Source organism: Candidatus Magnetominusculus xianensis, from assembly GCA_001541255.1.
In the GTDB taxonomy this organism is placed as follows: Bacteria; Nitrospirota; Thermodesulfovibrionia; order Thermodesulfovibrionales; family Magnetobacteriaceae; genus Magnetominusculus; species Magnetominusculus xianensis.
Map to the genome: position 1 here is coordinate 1 of LNQR01000084.1, position 19,883 is coordinate 19,883.

The following is a 19,883-nucleotide window of genomic DNA, read 5'->3' on the forward strand; positions in this document are numbered from 1 at the left end:
CCTTGCAGGTGATATTTTATACCATCTGCTACCCTTTAAGCACGGGGGCTTTCACCCTTTTTTCAATCTCTATTTCGGTTTTAGGGATTCTCAATGAACGGTTTGATTCTCCCATAAGTTGCGCTTACTCCCAAAGTTCTTCCTGCGCCCTGGATTAAGCCCCGCCGCTAAGTCCATTATGAAGCGGCGGGGCAGCATTTTAGAAGTTATATGTCATGTTAAGGCCATAGATGAAGTGCTGACCAACCCAGCCGCTTGGATTGTACGATACGTCGTCAACCTTTTTCTTTGCGTCATTTGAAAGTGGAAACGAGAACATCGTAATAGGCTGTACGGTAAACCCTTGTACTACTGGTATAGTTACCCCAGCCATTAACATGCCGTCGTGAAAGGCCCGATATTTCTTGCCCGTGTAGCCGCCCGTAACGCAACTGGTGTCGTCAGGTGCACATGCGTACTGCTCATATGTGCGCCAGTAGTCTGAGCCGCCAAGCATATAGCCAAAGCTTGCACCGAGGTCAAGCGTCATATCCTTAACAACCGGTACTGGGAATGAATGGCTGAGTGCCAAATTAAAGTATGTCCCAGGAAAACCGTCGAAATCCCTGTACACTGTAAGCACTGGTTTTGTAATTACATTAAACGCCCCGGCTAAATACATCTCCTGAGTCTGTTTAGTGTATTTTGTTCCATAGAAAATATACCCGCCTGTCAGACTGAATATACCCCATGTGCGCGTATAGTTCAGCTTTATGTCAACTTCGTTATAGGCAGCCTGCCCTGGCCTTTCGGGGACAGAACTCTGAGTTGCTGTCTCATTTGTATCTATGTTACCCCATATGCTTGCACCAAATCCCATATATGCAAATGTCAGGGCTGGCTGAATAACCATGCTATTAGTACTATAGACATAACCTCTGATGACATACTTGTTTAAAAGTGCGATTGCAATAGTTGCAGTTGCGTTATCTGGCCCAGCCGTACCTAAAAGAGGAATCGCTTCCTCTTCAGCAGTGGCAGGCACTCCAACTAGCAAAAGCGCTGTCAACACTAAAATGCTTCCCAATACCCGTATTGCTTTGTTCATTTCACAGTCCTCCATAGATATAGTGTGAGCGGCTCCGCCGCTCATAATCTGAGTAATTAGGTCTCGAAGTCATAGCCGTTTTCACCGTGAACAGCAAGGTCAAGACCGGTTGCCTCATCCTCTTCGTCAACCCTAAGGCCGACAATCATATCAACTATCTTTAGCAGCGCTATTGATGCTATAAATACGAACACATATGTAGCCACAATAGCTATAAGCTGTGTTAGCAGCAGTTGTGCGTTACCATAGAATAAACCGTCCTTGCCCGCCGAATTTACCGAAACAGTTGCGAATAATCCAGTAGCAAGCGCCCCCCATGTCCCTCCAGCACCGTGGACGCCGATTACGTCGAGTGAGTCGTCGTAACCAAGTTTTGGCCTGAGGCTGACTGCTGTATAACAAATTACGCCTGCCCCTGCACCGATTAATATAGATGACAATGGTGTCACAAATCCTGCCGCCGGTGTTATAGCAACAAGCCCTGCAACAGCGCCGCTGGCGATTCCAAGCGCTGTCGGTTTCCCTCTATGAATCCACTCTGCCAGCATCCATGCCATAGCCGCCGCAGCCGATGCAGTATTTGTCGTCACAAAAGCAAGTGAGGCCAGTCCCCCGGATGTCAACGCACTTCCGGCATTAAACCCAAACCATCCAAACCACAGCAGTGCTGCGCCGGTTATAGTCATCGGCAAGTTATGCGGCGGCATTGGCACGCGGCCATAGCCCTTGCGTTTGCCTATCAATATCACAGCGGCAATGGCGGCAACAGCCGAGTTGATGTGTACAACCGTACCTCCGGCAAAGTCCAGCGCACCAAGTTTTGCCCCTATCCAGCCGCCGCCCCATACCCAATGACACAGCGGCGAATACACAAACGTCAGCCACAGGGCCGAAAATAACATCAGGGCTGAAAACTTCATCCTCTCAGCAAATGCCCCGGTTATCAAGGCCGGCGTAATTATAGCGAACATCCCCTGAAACATCATAAACACAAGATGTGGTATCGTGGTTGCATAATTAGACGGCTCCTGCCCGACGGTGTTGAGGCCAAACCACTCAAGCCCGCCGATTAACCCGCCAAGTTTGTCAGGCCCGAATGAAAGCGTATAGCCCCATAAGACCCATATGACGCTTACCATACAGAGCATAGAGAAGCTCTGCATTATCGTACCCAGAACGTTTTTCCTTCTAACCATGCCGGCATAAAATAAACCAAGCCCTGGGGTCATTAACATAACCAGTGCCGTTGAAACGAGCATCCAGGCAGTATCTCCGCTGTTTACAACCTTCGGAGGGGGAGGGGCGGCATCTTCTCCAAAGGCCGCCGCTGCCAAAAACACAATACATGCTGCTAAAATCAGCATCACAAATCTTTTCATTTCTATCTCCTTCATTGCAACATGTTCATTAGAGGGCGATCTCGCCCCTTTCTCCCGTCCTTATTCTCAATGTTTCTTCGATGCTTGAGACGAAAATCTTACCGTCTCCTATCTTCCCAGTCCACGCCGTCTTTTCTATCACCTTGACGACTTTTTCCACCATGGATTCCGCCACCACGAGTTCTATCTTTATCTTCGGTATGAAATCCACAACATACTCCGACCCTCTGTACAACTCTGTGTGTCCCTTCTGCCGCCCGAACCCCTTCACTTCCATCATCGTCATACCTTGAATATTGATGGCTGAAAGAGCCTCTTTTACCTCATCGAGCTTGAATGGTTTAATAATAGCTTCAATCTTTTTCATTAACTCCTCCTTAGTATGCGGCCGGTTTATAATATGGCCTGTTTACACACAACTATAGTAACTGCAATAACCATACCATGCTGTACCATGCTGTTATATAAAGATAATGTCAGACACAGGATGCTACAAAAATGTAGCTGCCTACAATTTTGAATGATTCATTGTTGTTCCATATTCGTCAGCCTGCAAAATGAAAGATATGTTATAATAGTTTCAAACATGCGGGACAGGGAGATGAAATGCGTGAAAAACTGACGGCAGTATATCATAAATCACCATATGGATACATTGGATATGTAGAAGAACTTCCAGGGGCTAACACCCAGGGGGCAACGATAGAAGAGACGAGGAAGAATTTGGTTGAGGCTGTTCAATTAATTCTGGAAGCTAACCGTCTAATCGCTGAAAAAGATATTTTAGACAAAGAGATAATAAAAGAAGACTTTGGCATACTTACAGTGTGAAGCGGCGGGACTTCATACGATATATCGAGAGAAACCGCTGTGAGCTTTTGCGTGAGGGCGGTAATCACTCAATTTATGTAAACATTGAGGAAAGGAAGTTAAGTACAATTCCACGGCATAGAGATATTGATGAAAACCTTATACGGAAAATATGTAAAGACCTTGGTATTCAAAGCTGTATCTGATAAAGAGTTTTAAAACTTTATAATAGTAATACGAGTAATATAGTATAATGTCCACATGAAAAAATGCTTGTGTTAATATCCATCACTATGTTATGTTCAAAGAGGGAACTTGTAAGAACTAACTAATGAGGTAAGCGGCATTATGGCAATTCCAAGAATATTCATAAGTTCAACATGCTATGACCTTCAGGAGATCCGTTCTCAATTGAGACAGTTTATTGATGGTATGGGATATGAACCTATAATGAGTGAATTTGGCGATATATTTTATGATTCGGATAAACATGTCCAGGATGCATGTAAAGAAGAGATACCTAAAAGCAATATCTTTGTTTTAATCGTGGGGAATAATTATGGCAGCTTGTATTATAAGCATAGTGACAAGACTGCTTTGCCTGATTCAGTTACACTTCAAGAGTTTCGTAAAGCCCTTGAACTTGGTATACCGAAATACATTTTTCTTAATCGCTTTGTTCAGTATGATTTTGATAATTATCGTAGGGCACTTAATGAGAAAATTAGAAGGGATATCACAGATAATAAGATTGAAGAAGCCGATGATGAGAAAAAGAGGCAGCTTAAAAAAGAACAATTTGACGCCTCATATCATTTCCCACATAATGCATACAGATATATCTTTTATTTCCTCGATATAATCCAGACTCTTGACACTAACAATGCAGTATTCCCTTTTGAATCATTTGATGATATCAAAAAGACTCTGCGAAAACAGTGGGCAGGTTTCTTTTATGATTCCCTGACAAGACAACGTAATATTGCAGTAGAAAAAGTCGAACTCTTGGGAAAGCGTCTTGATAGAATCGAACATCATTTACGAACGCTTGCAGAAAGCAGCACTGCTTCAAAAGATCGTAACAAAAGTACAATCGATATTAAAGAATTTACAAGTGAATTCAATATTGCAGAATTAGAACAAATGCAGGAAAAAATCGATGATATCATCTCAGAAATTATCTACTTTGATGATGGATATAGATGTAAACAGCGCATTTCTTTCAATAAACACTTTGATTTACATCTAACCTCTACATGGCTTTTCTCTCTGCTTACCCTCATTCAAACTCATAAGTGGTCAAAATTCATTCCAATAACAGAAATATTTAAAGGTTATGACTTTATCTATTGGAAGGACGTGGCTGATGTACCCTATAAAACACTCTCTGAATTAGGTAGTATATTTAATTAGGATGTCAGAAGATGAGCAGGCTGCTTTTCTTCATACTGTGCAAAAAAAGCTGAATAAATTATATAAACCTAATCCAGAAGCCACAGATGACATTGAACCTTTCTAAAGGCATAAAGAATGAATTTCGACGCATGGATATAACTTTTATCATTTGAAATAGAGAGGCGTGATTTGGTTGATAATTTCTTGCGGTGTGACAATGAGCATCTTTTCAAACTGGCCAAAAGGGAAATGTCTGATGTTGCCGGTATTAACATAATCTGCCTGGGCTGACAAGGCGCACTCTAAAAATTTATTATCAGCAGGGTCATGTTTTATAATCCCCACCGGCTTGACAGGCTTAACCCAGAGAGCCTCCCGCTGAAATGAACTAAAAAGGGTTTTTATCTCAGTATCATATTTGTTTCTTAATTGTTTAAACTTCCTCCGTTCTTTCCGGTAAGAGAGGATTTCAGCGTCAATTTCCTCGTCAGTCATCTGATCCAGCCCCAAGTCTTTAGCCCCAGATTGAATCTTGACTAAGAGCTCATTTTCTCCTGCCAAACTTCTGAGGTAGTCTTCCACGCTTAAAGTTATCATAGTGGGTTCACCCATGCGGCATCGATTGTTTTAGTATATATTTTGTGGTTTCCACCGCATGTCTCCTATAAACTCATCAATTTGTAACTATTAATAGCTTAACATCCCCAAAATAGGAAGTCAAGGGGGGGTGAATACGAGTAAATTAACTATTCGCTACACCACGCTTTCACCGTGCTGGGACTTGTCTAAGCCGGTGTATTCCATTTCCTCGTCTACTCTGAGGCCAATTGTCATGTCGATGACTTTAAATATGACAAACGAGGCAGCAAAGACAAATACGTATACTCCGGTGACCGCTATCACCTGAATCGCCAGAAGGGGCGGGTTGCCGTAAAATACGCCATTTGCCCCAAGGGGATTTATAGCCTGAGATGCGAATAACCCTGCTGCCAATGTCCCCCATGTCCCGCCCACGCCGTGAATCCCGATTACATCCAATGAGTCGTCAACTCCAAGCCGCTGCTTTAACGCTACTGCAGCATAACACAATAGCCCAGCCGCCGCCCCAATGATTATCGAAACTACCGGCGTCACATACCCCGCCGCCGGGCTTATCGCAACTAGCCCCGTAACCGCACCGCTCACTATCCCCAGGGCCGTCGGCCTTCCCAAGTGCCGCCATTCAATGAAAAGCCACGCCATTGCAGCCGCCGCCGCGGCAGTATTGGTCGAGACCAGGGCAGCGGCAGCAACCCCGCCCGATGCCCCGGCATTGCCCGCCGTAAACCCAAACCACCCAAACCACATAAGCCCGGCCCCAAATAATGTCATCGGCAGGTTATTCGGAGGCATCGCCGACACCCCGTACCCACGCCGCTTGCCTATTATCTTCAGGGCAGCCGCCGCACTTACCGCCGCACTTATATGCACTACCACGCCACCGCCAAAATCAAGCGCCCCCATTATTTCACCAAATATCCCCCCGCCCCACATCCAATGACATACCGGCGCATACACAACCGTTACCCATAACACCGTAAAGCCAAGCAGCGCAGAAAACCTTATCCTCTCTGCAAGTGCCCCAGCCATTATCACAGGTGTTATCGCTGCAAACATCCCCTGATACATTACAAATATCAGATGCGGCACGCTGGGGGCACGCCGGGCAGCCTCTCCATCTATGCCGTTAAGCCCAAACCACTCAACACTGCCTATCACACCCCCAATATCAGGCCCAAAGGCAAGCGTATATCCCCACATCACCCATACAACGCTGACAATGCTGAGTATCGCAAAGCTCTGTATCATCGTGCCCAGTATGTTCTTCCTCCTCACCATGCCCCCATAAAACAGCCCTATGCCGGGCACAATAAGCATTACAAGGGCTGTTGACGCCAAAATCCATGCCGTATCGCCGCTGTCTACGGAGCCTGCCGCCTCAGCAGCCAGAGGCATCAGTAGTAAGCTTATCAGAGTAAACACTATCTTAAACATCACGCCCTCCGTGTTGTTATTTACCGCTCATTAAGGCGGCTCTCTTTTTGACATCAGCTTTGAAGCCGGTCTTGCCGTCTGAGCGCTCTGCAACAATTTTATCTATTTGCGCCATATCAAACTCTGGCGGCGTGGCTGACGCCTTTAGAATCGCCTCCCTTGCCAGCGCTTCAGCCTGATGACCAAGGTCAAGGGCATCACCCAAGACGCGCAGCGATTCCGTTGGATTGTGGAAGCCCATGCTGTTTTCTGCCCCTATCCACGTACACCTGTAGTATGCCTCGGCGTAGAGTGCCTTTGCCTTTTCAATTGTGGCATTGTCTGCCTTCGGGATTTTCACCGCTGCCTCCAATGTCAATGCCGCTGATGCCAGTGTATACCCGGCCTTTGTGAACATGTGATTAACCCTGTCCTGAATATTATATACCTGGTCTTTGAGCCACTTTGCGTCCTGAGTATGACACTGCATACATGCCTTCATGTCATTTTTCAGCGGACTTTCCCATCTGTGTGAGGATATTTTTTCGCGTCCTACGCGCTCATATGGCATGTGGCAGTCTGCACATGCAACGCCTGCCGCCCAGTGTACGCTCCCCGGCGAGGAGAACAGCTCGAATTCGGGATGGCGCAGGTGCCCCAATTTTTGATCAGTTGGTTTGTGTTTCCACTCCTTCAGCCCCTCATCCCTGATTTGCTTTATTACTGCTTCGATAGTGATATTACCCCATTTGCCGTTTTTCCAGGGGAATACCAGGGCAATACTCTTTCCATCTTTGTCCTTTGGTATCGAATAGTCAACGTGGCACTGGGCACAGACAAGTGATCGCTTCTCCTGCCTCGTTAATTTCTCTGGGTCTTTTCCAATCGCCTTCAACGATTCTATCAGCGTCTGACGGCTTATTCGCAAGTCCATTGTTGCCGGGTCATGGCAGTCTATGCAGACAAGCCCCATCGTCCTGTGTTTTTCAGGGATTTCATTTAACACCTCGTCATAGGGTTTTCTAAAGTAATCAATGTCGAGTTTTTTACGCAGTTCAGGGGCATAGGGGGTCTTACAGGTCAGACATACGCCGCCGGCCTTTTTTCTTGAGGAATCAATGTCCCGCTGGTCTTTCATCATCTCTGTATGACCGTTTGGTTCGTTGTACTCTACGCCAAAGCCCCAGCCGTCAAACAGGACAAATTGAAACGGCCACGGGCTTAGCCTGCACTGATTGTCGCTTTTGTATTTGCTGTAGTCCTTTGTTTTTTCTGAGTTTTTTAGATAGCTGTCATAGTGGTTAGGGAATTTTCTCCCCCACACGGCAGGGTCCTTTTCCCCGTCAGGGATTATAATTGCCGATGCAACAGACTTTGGCTCACCGGAACACCCCGTCATACTCAACGCAATCCAAACAAACATTGTGCAGTACATCATAGTTCTCATAAACATGTGTTCCCTCCTTAATTAGCCCTGATATATATATTAGTAGCCGTGAAATACCCTTCGATGGCAGTCCCAGCAGTTTCTGCCGCTTGTGTGTATATTAGCCAGCAGCTGATTATGGCATCTCAGGCAGTTTTTCTTAACCGTATCCTGCCCATGCTTTGATATTCTTATCGGGTCCTGGGCAGAGTCAAAAATATAGGCATAGCTGTGGTAGATGCCGTCTCTGGTCTTACCGGCCAGTTTCGTGATTATACTTTGCTGGGGCACATGGCAGTCCCCGCACACTGCATCTAAGCTGTGAACTGAATGGCTCCAGTTCTGATATTCCTTGTTCATAGTGTGGCATGAAATGCAGAACTCAGAACTGGCTGAGTACAACCAGGCGCTCCTGAGCGCAAGCGGTAAAATCGGCAAAAATATGACTGCAAGGATGATTATAGCAAGCATTCTCCGGTGACTTTTGGCAAGCTGTGCCTTCTGTATTACCTTCATCGCATACTACCCCTTTCGCAGATTTAATGAGCTGAGGGTAGAAGAGCAAATACCATGCCAAATTAATATGCCCTGAAAATGCGCTGTTTGATGTGGGAGTACCTACAAAATTGTCATAGGGCTACAATTTTGTAGGTAATTGTAGGAAGAAGTGTGGTCAAGAAGGTTTGGGGAGTGATGGGTTTAAGCTTGTTAATAAAAATTAATGGGGAAGCGGGCGACGGGATTCGAACCCGTTGATATGGCATTATTATCGTGAAATATCATTAAGTTACAATCTTAAATTTTAGACTCTATTTCAACCTATTGTCTCATTATTAGGGCCCACTTCATTTAACCCCGTCGATACCGGAGGTTGTCAAGAGGATTGACAGGCAGGGCAAACGCACTATAAGCGTTTTGTTGTTATTTTAGAGTCAGACTAATTCATAATATGCATTTTAAAGCATTAAATCTGTCATTCCAGCGCAAGCTGGAATCGTGCGCCTGTAAGAGTGCATAGTCAGAGGTGTGCAAGTCCCCTTCAGGTATACGCTCTGCGGCCTGTAACTGAACGTAACTGCGTCGCCGCAAGGTGGAGTGGGGAGCGGTTATCAGTCCACTACTGGCTAATATCTATTTGAACAAAATCTACCGAGCGGACTATAATACGAAATAGTTAGATACGCTGATGATTTTGTAATACTGTGTGTCTCCGAAGAAGAGGCAAAGAAGGCATTATCCGAGGTAAAGGTATGATATAGAGGAAAGATGCTTAACGCTCCATTCTGAAAAGACTCGGATCAAGGAAGAGGTCGGCGCTTTGCCCATGGCCGAACGCTTACTTTGGTGGTCATGGGCTGTTCACTTTAACCACAGCTCATGAATCAGCGTGTCAATCCCGATGTCTGAGCAGTATGTGGGAAATCCGCCTGTACAGGTTCGGAGGGAGGGGAAGCGAAAACCTTCCCTACCTCTATCAGAGACGAAATGGTGTTGATATTTTCAAATGCGTTTGCCCTGGGTTGGAGCGATAGCTACATGGAAAAAATCATCCTATGCTGAAATGCGTTTGCCCTGGTTAGCAGCACAAACAGTTCACACTGCCGACATATACACAATTGTGGATCGTCTGGCTCTATCATCGCTCTTTTCTCTGTTACCGTACCAATGGCAATGCAGTCTTTATTTTTTAGCCAATCTACCTCTAGCTGCAGTTTCCCTATTTGGCTCGATCATGCTCCGTCTCATATGTTGCTTGAGAATTCTCCTGAACTCCATTATATAACTCTGAGGCCCCTTCTACTATGTGCTTTTACCATTCATTCACTTGGCTGACATGGATTCCGACTCAGAAGTAATTACTCATGGCAGAGCCGATTAGTGACATCACTGTATTCGTATCTGATAAATCATTCAACACTGCATCCGCGCCGGTCTGCTGAAGCTGCACCTGTGAGTACGGCCCTGTGGCAACTGCTATTGTAAATGCCCCGTGGGTTTTCCCCACCTCTACGTCCCTTGGGGTGTCGCCTATGATTACGCATTGGTTGTAGGGGAATCTTTTACCCGTTTTTTCATAAATATTATCAACCGCGATGGGAAGCAGACGGTTTCTGTCTTCATGGGTGTCGCCGAAAGCACCTCCCTCGAAATAGTGCCAGAGGTCTACCGACCTCAGCTTTATCTCCGCGCCTGCCATAAGATTTCCCGTTAGAAGCCCTATGTGGTGGTGTTTACCCTGAAGAGCTTCTATTAGGGTAGTAATGCCGGGCTTGATATGCCTTTTGTCATTATTGATTTCCACTTTGAGGCGTTTGAGGTACTGCTCTCTGATAGAGACTAAGGCACCGTTGCCATCTGTGAGTCTGTGGTATTTCATCCCCTCTTTAAATATCCTCAGGTCTGTCTTTCCGTCAAATTTGATATTTTTAAGTGCGTCTTCAATAGAAAATAACTCATAAAAGGCATCGTTGAGACTTTTGGAGCCAGCACCCCCTGCATCCATCAGTGTACCGTCTATGTCGAAAAGGATGAGTTTCATGGGATTTATATTATTCTATTTCGGGGGGGCGGCAAGTCTTACTATTGCGTTAATAATTGCTGCTGCTATGGAGCTTCCACCCTTTTTTCCCAGACAGGTGATATAGGGATAGTGTTGTTTTGCAAGTGATGCCTTTGATTCCTCAGCCTTGACAAAACCCACCGGCACCCCCACTATTAGTTCAGGTAGTTCAGGACTAATCTCTTTGTTTTCAATTATTTCCATCAGCCTGATAAGGGCAGTCGGGGCGTTTCCAATTGCTGCAATTCCTATATTTGCAGCCGTAGTTAAAAATGCCTTCTCAACCGCGCACTCCGCCCTGGTCATTGCCTTTTCCTTTGCCGCCTTCGCTACATCCTCATCGGAAATGAAACATATCACAGTGCCGCCAAACTGCGCCAATGCCTTTTTATTTATACCGGCTTCAACCATTTTTACATCCACAAAGATGTCCTTCCCAGCCCTTATTGCCGATATGCCATGTGTTATTGCGCCAGGACTGAACTTTAAAATATCCTCGAACTCGAAATCCCCTGTGGCATGTATTACCCTTTTTACTACCGGCAGGCACAACTCGTCGAAATGTCTCTTCATCCCGGATTCGATAATCGAAAAGCTGTCTTTCTCTATCTTCGCGCCTTTGTCCATTATACTGACGCCTTACGTATCACCCTAAAAACCTCGTCACTTCACTCACCAGGTTTGCTACGTCAAATTTTATAAGATACCCGTCAGCGCCCACAACCTTTGATTTCTGTCTGTTTTCATCCCCACTCAAAGAGGTATTTACGATGACAGGAATGCGCTGTAATTTAGGGTCGGATTTTACGCTTTTAGTAAACGTCAGCCCGTCCATCTCTGGCATTTCTACGTCCGTTATAATCAGATTTATGTACTTGGAAACTGGCTCGTTGCCTATCTTAGCAACGAAGTCGTTTAATACCTTAAGCGCCTGTTTACCATCGGCTGCCTCCACAATAGTTAGTCCCATGTTTTCGAGGGTATCCTTGAGAATCTTGCGTGCTACCATTGAGTCATCAACGATAAGGATGTTCCCGGACAACTTCTTTTTTTCATAGCCCTTCAGATCGTCGATGTTAATAGTTCTGTGGGTAACTATTGCGCCAATACTCTGTATAACGCTCTCAAGGTCAAGAATCAGCAGCAAATCATCGCTTTCGTCTAACTTAGTTACACCGGTTATTCTCCCCGTGTGTTTGGATTGTAAGAGTGGTGGGGGCGGTTTTATCTGCGTCCACTTAATCCTTCGTATCCTTTCTACTTCGTGGACTACTATGCCAACCGTAGTGCCCAACATCTCCACAACTATAACCTTTTGCCTTATTTCTATAGCATCTGAGCCTGTGGGCAGCGTAAATTTCATCAGCTTGCCCAAATCAATTATTGGAATGACCTCCCCGCGTACCTCCGCCAGCGCCTCTGCATAATCTGGCAAGTCGGGAACGGTCGTCAGGTTTGGCATTGGTATGATTTCCCTGACTTTTGCTACATTGACCCCGTAGCTGCGCGTCTCAGTCTTACCGCTTTGCAGGAGGCAGTACATCTTAAACACCACCAGCTCCATCTCATTCGCTCCAACTTTTAGAACCTCCGGCAATGCACCCATTTTCTGAGCCATTTGACACCTCCCTCCTTAATCAGTATAGTATCTGTATACTATTTCCACAGCTTAAACATAATACCACATTATGTATCTAATATTAAAGATGTTTGACAATGGATGTAATTGAAAAAGACGATACTATAGCTTTTCCCCATACTATCATACTAAAGGCCTCTGCTGGCTCAGGCAAGACCCATGCCCTGACAAAGAGATTTGTCCAGTTCCTCCTGTCTGAAAAGGTGCCGCACAATGGCATGAAAAACATCATGGCCGTAACATTTTCAAACAATGCCGCCAAAGAGATGAAAGAGCGCATACTTCAGTGGCTTAAGGACATATACTTTGGCGACCAACCAAAGCGTGCCGAACTCCTTCAATGCCTCTCCATCGACGAAGATACACTCCTAACACGGACAACCGTCTTAATCGATGAGATATTGGATAACTACACGGACTTCCACGTTAAGACAATCGACAGCTTTATGGCCTCGGTCTTTAAGGCCTCAGTAATTGACCTTGGATATAATCAGGACTTTGAGATACAAATAAACGGCGACGCCCTTATGGACTACGCCTTTGAGCTGTTTCTCAGAAAAGTTAAAGAAGGCACCAAAGAGGGTGCCATCGTGGAAAATGCCGTCTCTCTCCTGCTTGAGTCCCGGCAATCAGAAAACCCATTTCTCTGGGACCCGTCTAAGACGATTCTCTCTGAAATAAAGAAAATATACAGAAAACTGGCATCAACCGGCAAGCGCCCCCGTATACTTGCCCTTGATAAGGAGATCAGCGGCATAAAGAACTCCATCAAAGAGACCGTCGATGCAATAGAGGACGCAATTGAACGCTCAGGGCTGCAAAGACGCGGCAACAGTTCATACAAAAACATCCTCCATGATGTAAGGGCAGGAAATTTTTCAGACATTCTTGGCACTGGAACGAAAAATCCTCCAGTAAATAAACCAGGCCCGAAGGCTCAACATTTAACCACCCCCTATGACCACATCTGTGATATGTGGAGCGCCCTCACTGGTCTGATTAGCCGGTACGCTGTTCACTACGCCCATACATACTATACCCCCTATATCAGAATCTACGAAGAGTTTTATGATACACTGGTAAAGGTAAAAAAGCACTATGGCGCTGTCTTCATCGAAGATATAAACATGATGCTTGCCGGTTATATCACTAGTGAAATAGTCCCCGACGTTTATTTCAGAATAGGTGAGACCATTTATCACTATCTCATTGACGAATATCAGGATACATCGCCGATTCAGTGGAAAAATCTCTACCCGCTCATAGAGAATTCCACATCTCAGGGGGGCAGCCTCTTTGCAGTTGGCGACACCAAGCAGGCGATTTACGGCTTTCGTGATGCCGACTACAGCATAATGAAGCGCTATGAGGAGGAATCCCCTTTTCCCTCCGCCGAACACTTTGTCCGTGAGCTGGACACAAACTTTAGAAGCCTCCAGAGAATTCTTAATTTCAACGACACGGTATTTAAGCATACACTGCCCAAAATCGACAGTTTATGCGTGGCTGCGATGCGAAGCGGCCTCACAGATTTCACACAGAAGGTACGCCCGGGTAACGAGAACTCCGGTCATGTGGAGGTCACTGTGCTGGAGAAATCTCTCCACGAAGACGGCGATGACATGCAGGAACCTGAGAAACTCAGATTTATATCAATTGTCGAAGACCTCATAAGGCGAGGATATAACCTCAGCGACATAGCCGTCATTACTAAAAAAAATGACGATGTCCTCATGGTGGCCTCGTGGCTCGATGAAATCACTACTGAAAAAAATAGAAGGGGAATTCCCTTTATATCCTTCAGCAGTCTCGACGTAAGAAAGTCAAAGATAACAGGGGAGCTTATCTCATTGTTAAATTTCTTAGATTCCCCTATCGATGACCTGTCGTTTGTCACATTTTGTACTGGTGAGATTTTCAGCGCTGTCGTTGACGAAGATAAGCAGGATATAAGTATGGGTGAAATAAAGGAGTTTTTCCTTAAAAACAGGTCAACTCCCCCTCTGTATAAGGCATTTCAACGTGAGTACGCCGCCCTGTGGGAAACCTATTTCGACGGGCTTTTCAGGGCCGCCGGATTTTTTCCCCTTTATGATCTGGTCAGCGAGATTTACAGGGTATTTAAGGTATTTAATAAGACAGTCGATGAGAGTGAGGCCGTACTTGCCAGAGTCCTTGAGGCAGTAAAGGACTTTGAAGACAAGGGCAGCAATAATCTACGGGATTTCCTGAGCATGGCACATGACGAAGACTCTTCAGCCAGCGGTGCGGATGCCTGGACTATAGACGTGCCGACTACAACTGACGCCATACGCATTATGACCGTACATAAGGCCAAGGGGCTTGGATTCCCTGTTGTCATTGTCCTGGTATATGATGAGTCCAACAAGGGGTTAGATTACGTTGCGTATGAGACGCCAGACGGCATTAATCTTCTGAAATTAAATGAAAAGATTCTCAAATCTATCTCCGTAACAGACCCTGATACGTATGAGCTTCTCTTTAGAGAGGAGCGGATTAAGGATACCGTAAACCGCCTCAATACCCTGTATGTCGCCATGACGAGGGCCAAGTCAGAACTCTATGTAATAGCAGTGGAGGGTAGGGCTGGCAAGGGGCTCTTTCGGGAGGTATCTGCGCCCCCAAACGAAAAACCGCCGGTTATAGTTTCAACAAAATCTGGCAGCGTAGATGGGCAATTTCACCTCCACCATGACGTGGCAAGACCCTCCGGTTTGATTTATACAGAGCAATCGCTCAATGTCATGGAGAAAAAGCGGGGTGATTTCATCCACCGCTGCCTGTCTTTTATCGATTTCATAGACGACAACCCCGAAGGCATTCTTGACAGTTTAATTGCCCTCGTAAACAGTACATCAGCATTTAAATTCCCATCAGAACGAACAACGCTGTCGAGATTTCTAAAAACTCCTTTCATTGTACCATATTTTACTAAAGGGCCAGGCACTATTGTAAAAAAGGAACAGACATTTTCAAACTCTCAGGGGGCGCTATTGGTAATGGATAGGGTAGTGATAGTCCCGGATTTGGTGACGGTCATAGACTTTAAGACTGGCTCAAAAAAGAGCGAAGGCTATGTGTATCAATTACGGGGTTATATCAACCTGTTACAGGAACTCTACCCAGCAAGTCGTGTCGAGGGTATAATTGCATACGTCGATCTGTTAGAAGGGGTAACTGTAATTTGAACTTAATCCCGCCACATAAGGGGCTTATAGACGAAGTCCTCAGTAACTTAACAGGGGAGGGCGGGGATTATTCTGGCACAGTTGTTGTGTTTCCCGGCAAGAGACCGTCTCATTTTCTGAGAAAGGCCATTGGAAAGCGCCAGGAGACCGCCTTTGTCCCCCCGCTGTCATTATCGATGGACGAGTTTATTGACTATCTTTATGAGACACGCCTGGGGTTATTTGACAGGAAGGCAGAGACCATCGATGCAGCCGCTATTCTTTATAATATTCACAGAAGGAATCCCATTGGAGCTGACAGCTCCTTTATCAGCGCTGATACTTTTTTCCCATTAGGGCTAAAACTCTACCGCGATTTCGAGGAGTTTTGTATAGAGAAAATCCCATTTAAAAAGATACGAGAAATAGAGCTTATAGCGGATGAAAAAATCCCAAAAGAGACCCTTAAGAACCTCCAGTCACTGTCTCTATTGTACAGGGAATTCTACGAAGTCCTCGCAAAGTCTAAATTCTCAACCCGCTCCACGCGATACCGCACCGTATCTGAAAGAATCGGCGATATAGATTTAAGCGCTTTTAATAAGATAATCTTTGCGGGATTTTTCTCCCTCACAAAATCAGAACAGGATTTGTTTAAAGCTGTTTCACACATGGATAACTCCCTCTTTATATTTCACAGGACAAGCGCTGTCAGAGAACTTCTCAATGACCTCGGCATAGCCGAAGACGCCCATGCTCCTGAACCAGAGAAGACCCCGGCGCCAGTGATAAAAATATATAAGAGTCCTGACACACACGGGCAGGTATTTGCCCTTAGCCGCCTGCTTAAAGACAACCCTGGGCATCGGGATGAGAACACCGTTGTTGCCCTGCCATCTGCTGAGACTGTCTTTCCAATTCTGCATCACGGCATTTCAATGCTTAATGATAATGCCTATAATGTGTCGCTTGGCTACCCGCTCCTTCGCACCCCTGTGTTTGGCTTTTTTAAGAATCTGATTGATCTTGTCTTGTCTATCGATGGGGAACGTCTCTACATGCCGCACTATATTAAGTTCATCCTCCATCCATATACGAAAAATATCTACATGAACGGCCGCACTGACGCTGCAAGAATCATGTTTCACACACTTGAGAAAACCCTTACGGGCAATTCGACAAAGACATTTCTTACGCTTGACGAGATAGAACAAGACGAGGAATTCCTCAACGCCGTAACCAAACAGATAGTGGAAGCCGGAATAAAGATAACTAAGCAGGAGATAGGGGCACACCTCAGGGCAATCCACACGGCAACTATAAGGAGTTATCTGTCGTTTAAGAACACGGGGGACTTTGCTGAGAAGACCATCGGGTTAATAACATATATCTACGAGCAGAGCACGGCGCGTCTGCACCCGTTTTTCTTTCCATTTTCTGAGGCGTTTACGTTGGCTGCTTATTCGATAGCCAATTCTATGATGCGCGATATAGTGTTTTCTGATGTGACCGGCTATTTTAATCTGTTTAAGCGGTATGTGGCCACGTGTTATTGTCCATTTGAGGGGATGCCGCTTCGTGGGGTGCAGATACTTGGGTTTCTGGAGACGCGAAATATCAGATTTGACAACGTATATATCATGGACGTAAATGAGGATGACCTGCCGGGTCTGTCGAAAGAGGACTCACTCCTGCCCTTTAAGGCACGGCAGATACTTGGCCTTTCTACACACATTGACAGAGAACGCCTGTCTGCCTGCTATTTTGAGACCCTGATTGCCGGGGCGAAGGAGGTAAATATATTCTTCGTTGAAAACACAAAGAAGGAAAAGAGCCGGTTTATTGAGAAAATCCTGTGGGAAAAACAAAAAGACCCGCTTCAATCAGATATGATTATCCCTATTCAGTACAATGTTGAACTAAAGAACAACCCGCCCTCTGCCATTAGAAAGAGCGCTTATCTGCTTGGTGTGTTAAGGAATGAGTTAAGCTATAGCGCCTCTTCGCTCAATGCCTACTTGAAATGTCCGCTCTCGTTTTATTACCACTACGTCCTGCGTCTTGAGAAAAAGGAACAGCTCTCCGGCTCTCCCCTAAAAATAGATATAGGGAATTTCATCCACGAAGTCTTATACGAGTATTTTAAGCCCTGCGTTGGAACAGTCCTGAGTGAAACAGATATGGACGAAGGCAGGATGTTTGAAATCGTAAATGCCCGATTTGAAACCCTCTATGGGAAAGACACAGCAGGCTCTGTGTATCTGTTAAAGAAACAACTCAGACGGCGGATGTCAGATTTTCTCAGGAAATATATGCTGCCGATTATAAAGACTACAGAAGTAAAAATCCTAAGCCTTGAGGAAAAGATTGAGCTTATCCACAGGGGTTACAGGCTTACCGGGCGGCTTGATAAGGTGGAGCTGCGCGGCGGGAATAAGATTTTTATTGCTGATTATAAGACAACGGCAAACAGACGCTCCCTTGAGATAAACCACGCGCGCCTTGATGTTGGGGACAGAGACACATGGGGCGAGGCAATAGGTACGCTTCAAATGCCGTTTTATTTGTTATTGTACTCGCTAAATACTGGCTTCAGTCCGGCAGACCTCAACGGCATATTCATCCAACTGGGGCGCACCTACATAGATGAAAAGGCAGAGATACCCCTATTTAAAGAAGAAGGCCAGAGATTTGAGCCGCTCCTCGATGTAATAAATGGCATACTCGACGAAATCCACGACCCTGATATGCCGTTTAATCCGGCGTCAAATTCAAAGGATACATGCCCGCTGTGTACGTATAAGTATATGTGCGGGATGTGAGTTATAAATCCTCTGACCAGATGAGACATTGTGCAGTTTGATTAACACGGAGATATTATGTCACACGACAAGACCTGACAGCATCCCTGTTCGTCGCCAGTGAGCGGCGATTCATTGCGGACGATAAAGGCAGCTGCACCGGTGTTATTTTTTCAATCTGTCATAGAGGGTCTTGATATGGACAAAGCATCAGGGAACTAGAAGGGACGGTTCTATTTATCTTGTCGCGCTCTCTATGGCTCAAGAAACACGGCCCGAAGTCTAATAATAAGGATAATTAAGGATTGTGTCCTTTTAATTCCGTCATGCGTTTACCTTTTTAGTCTTTCCATGATATACTTTAAATATGAGTGAAACGATTACAGATACAGTCATTGAGTCCGCCGTAAAGAACCCCGACATTGCGCATATAATCGAGATATTGCCGGTACTGTCTCCTGAGCGCATTAAAGAGGCTGCTTCTTTTATCGATTATCTTGCAGACAGAGAGCGCAGGCATACAATATTCGTTGAGGAAACGCTTGCGGCTGAACAGAGGGGCGAATATTATGAGTTTGACACCATAGAAGACGCTATGGAAGCGATAAGAAACTGGAAAGAGTAGCTTGCCGAAACTAAAGTATGAAAAGCAATTTCTACGGCAGTCATCAAAGCTCACGAAAAACTCACAGACCCTGGACGTCAAGTTATCGAAAGTCTTAATGTCATTGCGTGAGAATCCTTTTACGCCCTATCTCAAAACCCATAAGTTATCAGGTAATCTAAGTGATAGATATGCGTGTTCATTGACTGAGGACATCCGTATTACCTTCATGCTATCTGGCGACACCTTATATCTCCTCAACATAGGCTCTCACAATGAGGTGTATTGATTTAAGTGTTGGCATTAGTTAGGTCAGCCGATGGCTCAGGGATATGATCGCCGAATTCTTTAGCCGTATCAATCCATAATTGAATAGCTTCTTGAGCGTTGAACAATGCCGTTTCATAGGTATTCCCATGAGCAATACAACCTGAAAGTTCCGGCACGTCAGCAATAAAGACCAAATCCTCATCACTCCAATGAATAACAATTTCATACATTTCAATTAATCCTCTAAATTGTATTTCCTGATAACAGCCCGCACCTGGCGAATCTGATAAATCTTTGCCCGGTTGTTGTCATCACGTTGTAGATTAATTTTATCATCAATACCTTGTTTCCTGAAAATATGATGACTGCCCCTTACGCGTTCTTCAAATCCAAAGTGCTTCAACAGCAGACATATATCATCAAACGCGATATTTGCACTAACCTGATTGCTTAGTACCCTTCTTTTCAGCTTCTCATATTTACCCATTTAAGAATAAGTTAATATTAATCTCTATTGTAACATAAACATGACTATATTTTTAGTCTTATATCAGATGCAATCAGTACCCCGCGATCCTTGCCATGTGCCTATTTTATCTCTTGATTTCTATCTCTGTCAACAATTATTAATCAGTGCATAAGTAAGTGGACATAACTATGCCGCATATTGTAATTTGCGATGCATAAAAAAACTGCGAATTATGTGTGGCA

Annotated in this window: 19 protein-coding genes; 7 read left to right on the forward strand and 12 right to left on the reverse strand. The window is 45.1% G+C overall.

From position 1 onward, the window contains the following. Window positions 1-199: 199 nt before the first annotated feature. The 3 genes from ASN18_RS12060 to ASN18_RS12070 are packed head-to-tail and all read right to left on the reverse strand — an operon-like array spanning window position 200 to window position 2,833. Window positions 200-1,087, reverse strand: coding sequence for a hypothetical protein (locus ASN18_RS12060; RefSeq protein ID WP_085053003.1), 888 nt, complete (start codon window positions 1,085-1,087; stop codon window positions 200-202). A 56-nt stretch (window positions 1,088-1,143) separates the two neighbouring features. Next, window positions 1,144-2,466 carry an ammonium transporter gene (locus ASN18_RS12065; protein ID WP_085053004.1) on the reverse strand — a complete coding sequence of 441 codons (1,323 nt, stop codon included), beginning with the start codon at window positions 2,464-2,466 and terminating at the stop codon, window positions 1,144-1,146. A 28-nt stretch (window positions 2,467-2,494) separates the two neighbouring features. Continuing rightward, window positions 2,495-2,833: a P-II family nitrogen regulator gene (locus tag ASN18_RS12070; protein WP_085053005.1), complete on the reverse strand. Its 339-nt coding sequence runs from the start codon at window positions 2,831-2,833 to the stop codon at window positions 2,495-2,497. 239 nt (window positions 2,834-3,072) lie between these two features. Between ASN18_RS12070 and ASN18_RS12075 the strand changes: the two genes are divergently transcribed. The 3 genes from ASN18_RS12075 (at window position 3,073) to ASN18_RS12085 (ending at window position 4,689) form a co-directional block, all read left to right on the forward strand. Further along, window positions 3,073-3,297: a type II toxin-antitoxin system HicB family antitoxin gene (locus ASN18_RS12075; RefSeq protein ID WP_085053006.1), complete on the forward strand. Its 225-nt coding sequence runs from the start codon at window positions 3,073-3,075 to the stop codon at window positions 3,295-3,297. Next, a complete protein-coding gene (locus ASN18_RS17985) occupies window positions 3,294-3,482 on the forward strand; it encodes a type II toxin-antitoxin system HicA family toxin (RefSeq protein ID WP_085053007.1) in 189 nt (62 codons plus the stop codon). Before ASN18_RS12075 ends, ASN18_RS17985 begins: the two co-directional genes overlap by 4 nt. Window positions 3,483-3,624: 142 nt before the next feature. Beyond that, window positions 3,625-4,689, forward strand: coding sequence for a DUF4062 domain-containing protein (locus ASN18_RS12085; protein ID WP_085053008.1), 1,065 nt, complete (start codon window positions 3,625-3,627; stop codon window positions 4,687-4,689). A gap of 147 nt (window positions 4,690-4,836) precedes the next feature. On the opposite strand, the gene ASN18_RS12090 is transcribed toward ASN18_RS12085, so the two are convergent. From ASN18_RS12090 to ASN18_RS12120, 7 genes are all read right to left on the reverse strand, one after another. After that, window positions 4,837-5,268, reverse strand: coding sequence for a PIN domain-containing protein (locus tag ASN18_RS12090; protein ID WP_085053009.1), 432 nt, complete (start codon window positions 5,266-5,268; stop codon window positions 4,837-4,839). 156 nt (window positions 5,269-5,424) lie between these two features. Further along, on the reverse strand, window positions 5,425-6,705 hold the full coding sequence (locus ASN18_RS12095; protein WP_085053010.1) for an ammonium transporter: 1,281 nt from the start codon (window positions 6,703-6,705) through the stop codon (window positions 5,425-5,427). A gap of 16 nt (window positions 6,706-6,721) precedes the next feature. Next, window positions 6,722-8,131: an ammonia-forming cytochrome c nitrite reductase subunit c552 gene (locus ASN18_RS12100; RefSeq protein WP_236861717.1), complete on the reverse strand. Its 1,410-nt coding sequence runs from the start codon at window positions 8,129-8,131 to the stop codon at window positions 6,722-6,724. A 39-nt stretch (window positions 8,132-8,170) separates the two neighbouring features. Next, complete coding sequence (locus tag ASN18_RS12105; RefSeq protein ID WP_085053012.1) at window positions 8,171-8,626, reverse strand: NapC/NirT family cytochrome c; 456 nt, start codon at window positions 8,624-8,626, stop codon at window positions 8,171-8,173. Window positions 8,627-9,956: 1,330 nt separating this feature from the next. Continuing rightward, window positions 9,957-10,649, reverse strand: coding sequence for an HAD family hydrolase (locus tag ASN18_RS12110; RefSeq protein ID WP_085053013.1), 693 nt, complete (start codon window positions 10,647-10,649; stop codon window positions 9,957-9,959). Window positions 10,650-10,664: 15 nt separating this feature from the next. Then, entirely contained in the window at window positions 10,665-11,297 is a 633-nt protein-coding gene (locus ASN18_RS12115; RefSeq protein WP_085053014.1) for a precorrin-8X methylmutase, read from the reverse strand. Window positions 11,298-11,316: 19 nt separating this feature from the next. Further along, on the reverse strand, window positions 11,317-12,288 hold the full coding sequence (locus tag ASN18_RS12120) for a chemotaxis protein (RefSeq protein ID WP_085053015.1): 972 nt from the start codon (window positions 12,286-12,288) through the stop codon (window positions 11,317-11,319). Window positions 12,289-12,386: 98 nt separating this feature from the next. Here ASN18_RS12120 and ASN18_RS12125 point away from each other — a divergent pair, with 98 nt between their 5' ends. The 4 genes from ASN18_RS12125 to ASN18_RS17990 all read left to right on the forward strand — a co-directional run bounded on the left by ASN18_RS12125 (window position 12,387) and on the right by ASN18_RS17990 (window position 19,191). Then, the gene (locus ASN18_RS12125) at window positions 12,387-15,518 is read left to right on the forward strand and encodes a UvrD-helicase domain-containing protein (RefSeq protein ID WP_085053016.1); all 3,132 of its coding nucleotides are present in this window, start codon (window positions 12,387-12,389) and stop codon (window positions 15,516-15,518) included. Beyond that, window positions 15,515-18,319, forward strand: a complete 2,805-nt coding sequence (locus ASN18_RS12130) for a PD-(D/E)XK nuclease family protein (protein ID WP_085053017.1) — start codon at window positions 15,515-15,517, stop codon at window positions 18,317-18,319. The genes ASN18_RS12125 and ASN18_RS12130 overlap by 4 nt, the downstream gene beginning before the upstream one ends. Before the next feature lie 346 nt (window positions 18,320-18,665). Then, a complete protein-coding gene (locus tag ASN18_RS12135) occupies window positions 18,666-18,923 on the forward strand; it encodes a hypothetical protein (RefSeq protein ID WP_085053018.1) in 258 nt (85 codons plus the stop codon). 1 nt (window position 18,924) lies between these two features. Beyond that, complete coding sequence (locus ASN18_RS17990) at window positions 18,925-19,191, forward strand: type II toxin-antitoxin system RelE/ParE family toxin (RefSeq protein ID WP_085053019.1); 267 nt, start codon at window positions 18,925-18,927, stop codon at window positions 19,189-19,191. Between the two features lies 1 nt (window position 19,192). On the opposite strand, the gene ASN18_RS12145 is transcribed toward ASN18_RS17990, so the two are convergent. Together ASN18_RS12145 and ASN18_RS12150 are read right to left on the reverse strand one after the other, a co-directional pair. Further along, window positions 19,193-19,402 (reverse strand): type II toxin-antitoxin system HicB family antitoxin, encoded by a 210-nt coding sequence (locus ASN18_RS12145; protein WP_085053020.1) that lies wholly within the window; start codon window positions 19,400-19,402, stop codon window positions 19,193-19,195. Between the two features lie 5 nt (window positions 19,403-19,407). Then, entirely contained in the window at window positions 19,408-19,659 is a 252-nt protein-coding gene (locus tag ASN18_RS12150; RefSeq protein WP_085053021.1) for a type II toxin-antitoxin system HicA family toxin, read from the reverse strand. Between the last annotated feature and the right edge of the window lie 224 nt (window positions 19,660-19,883).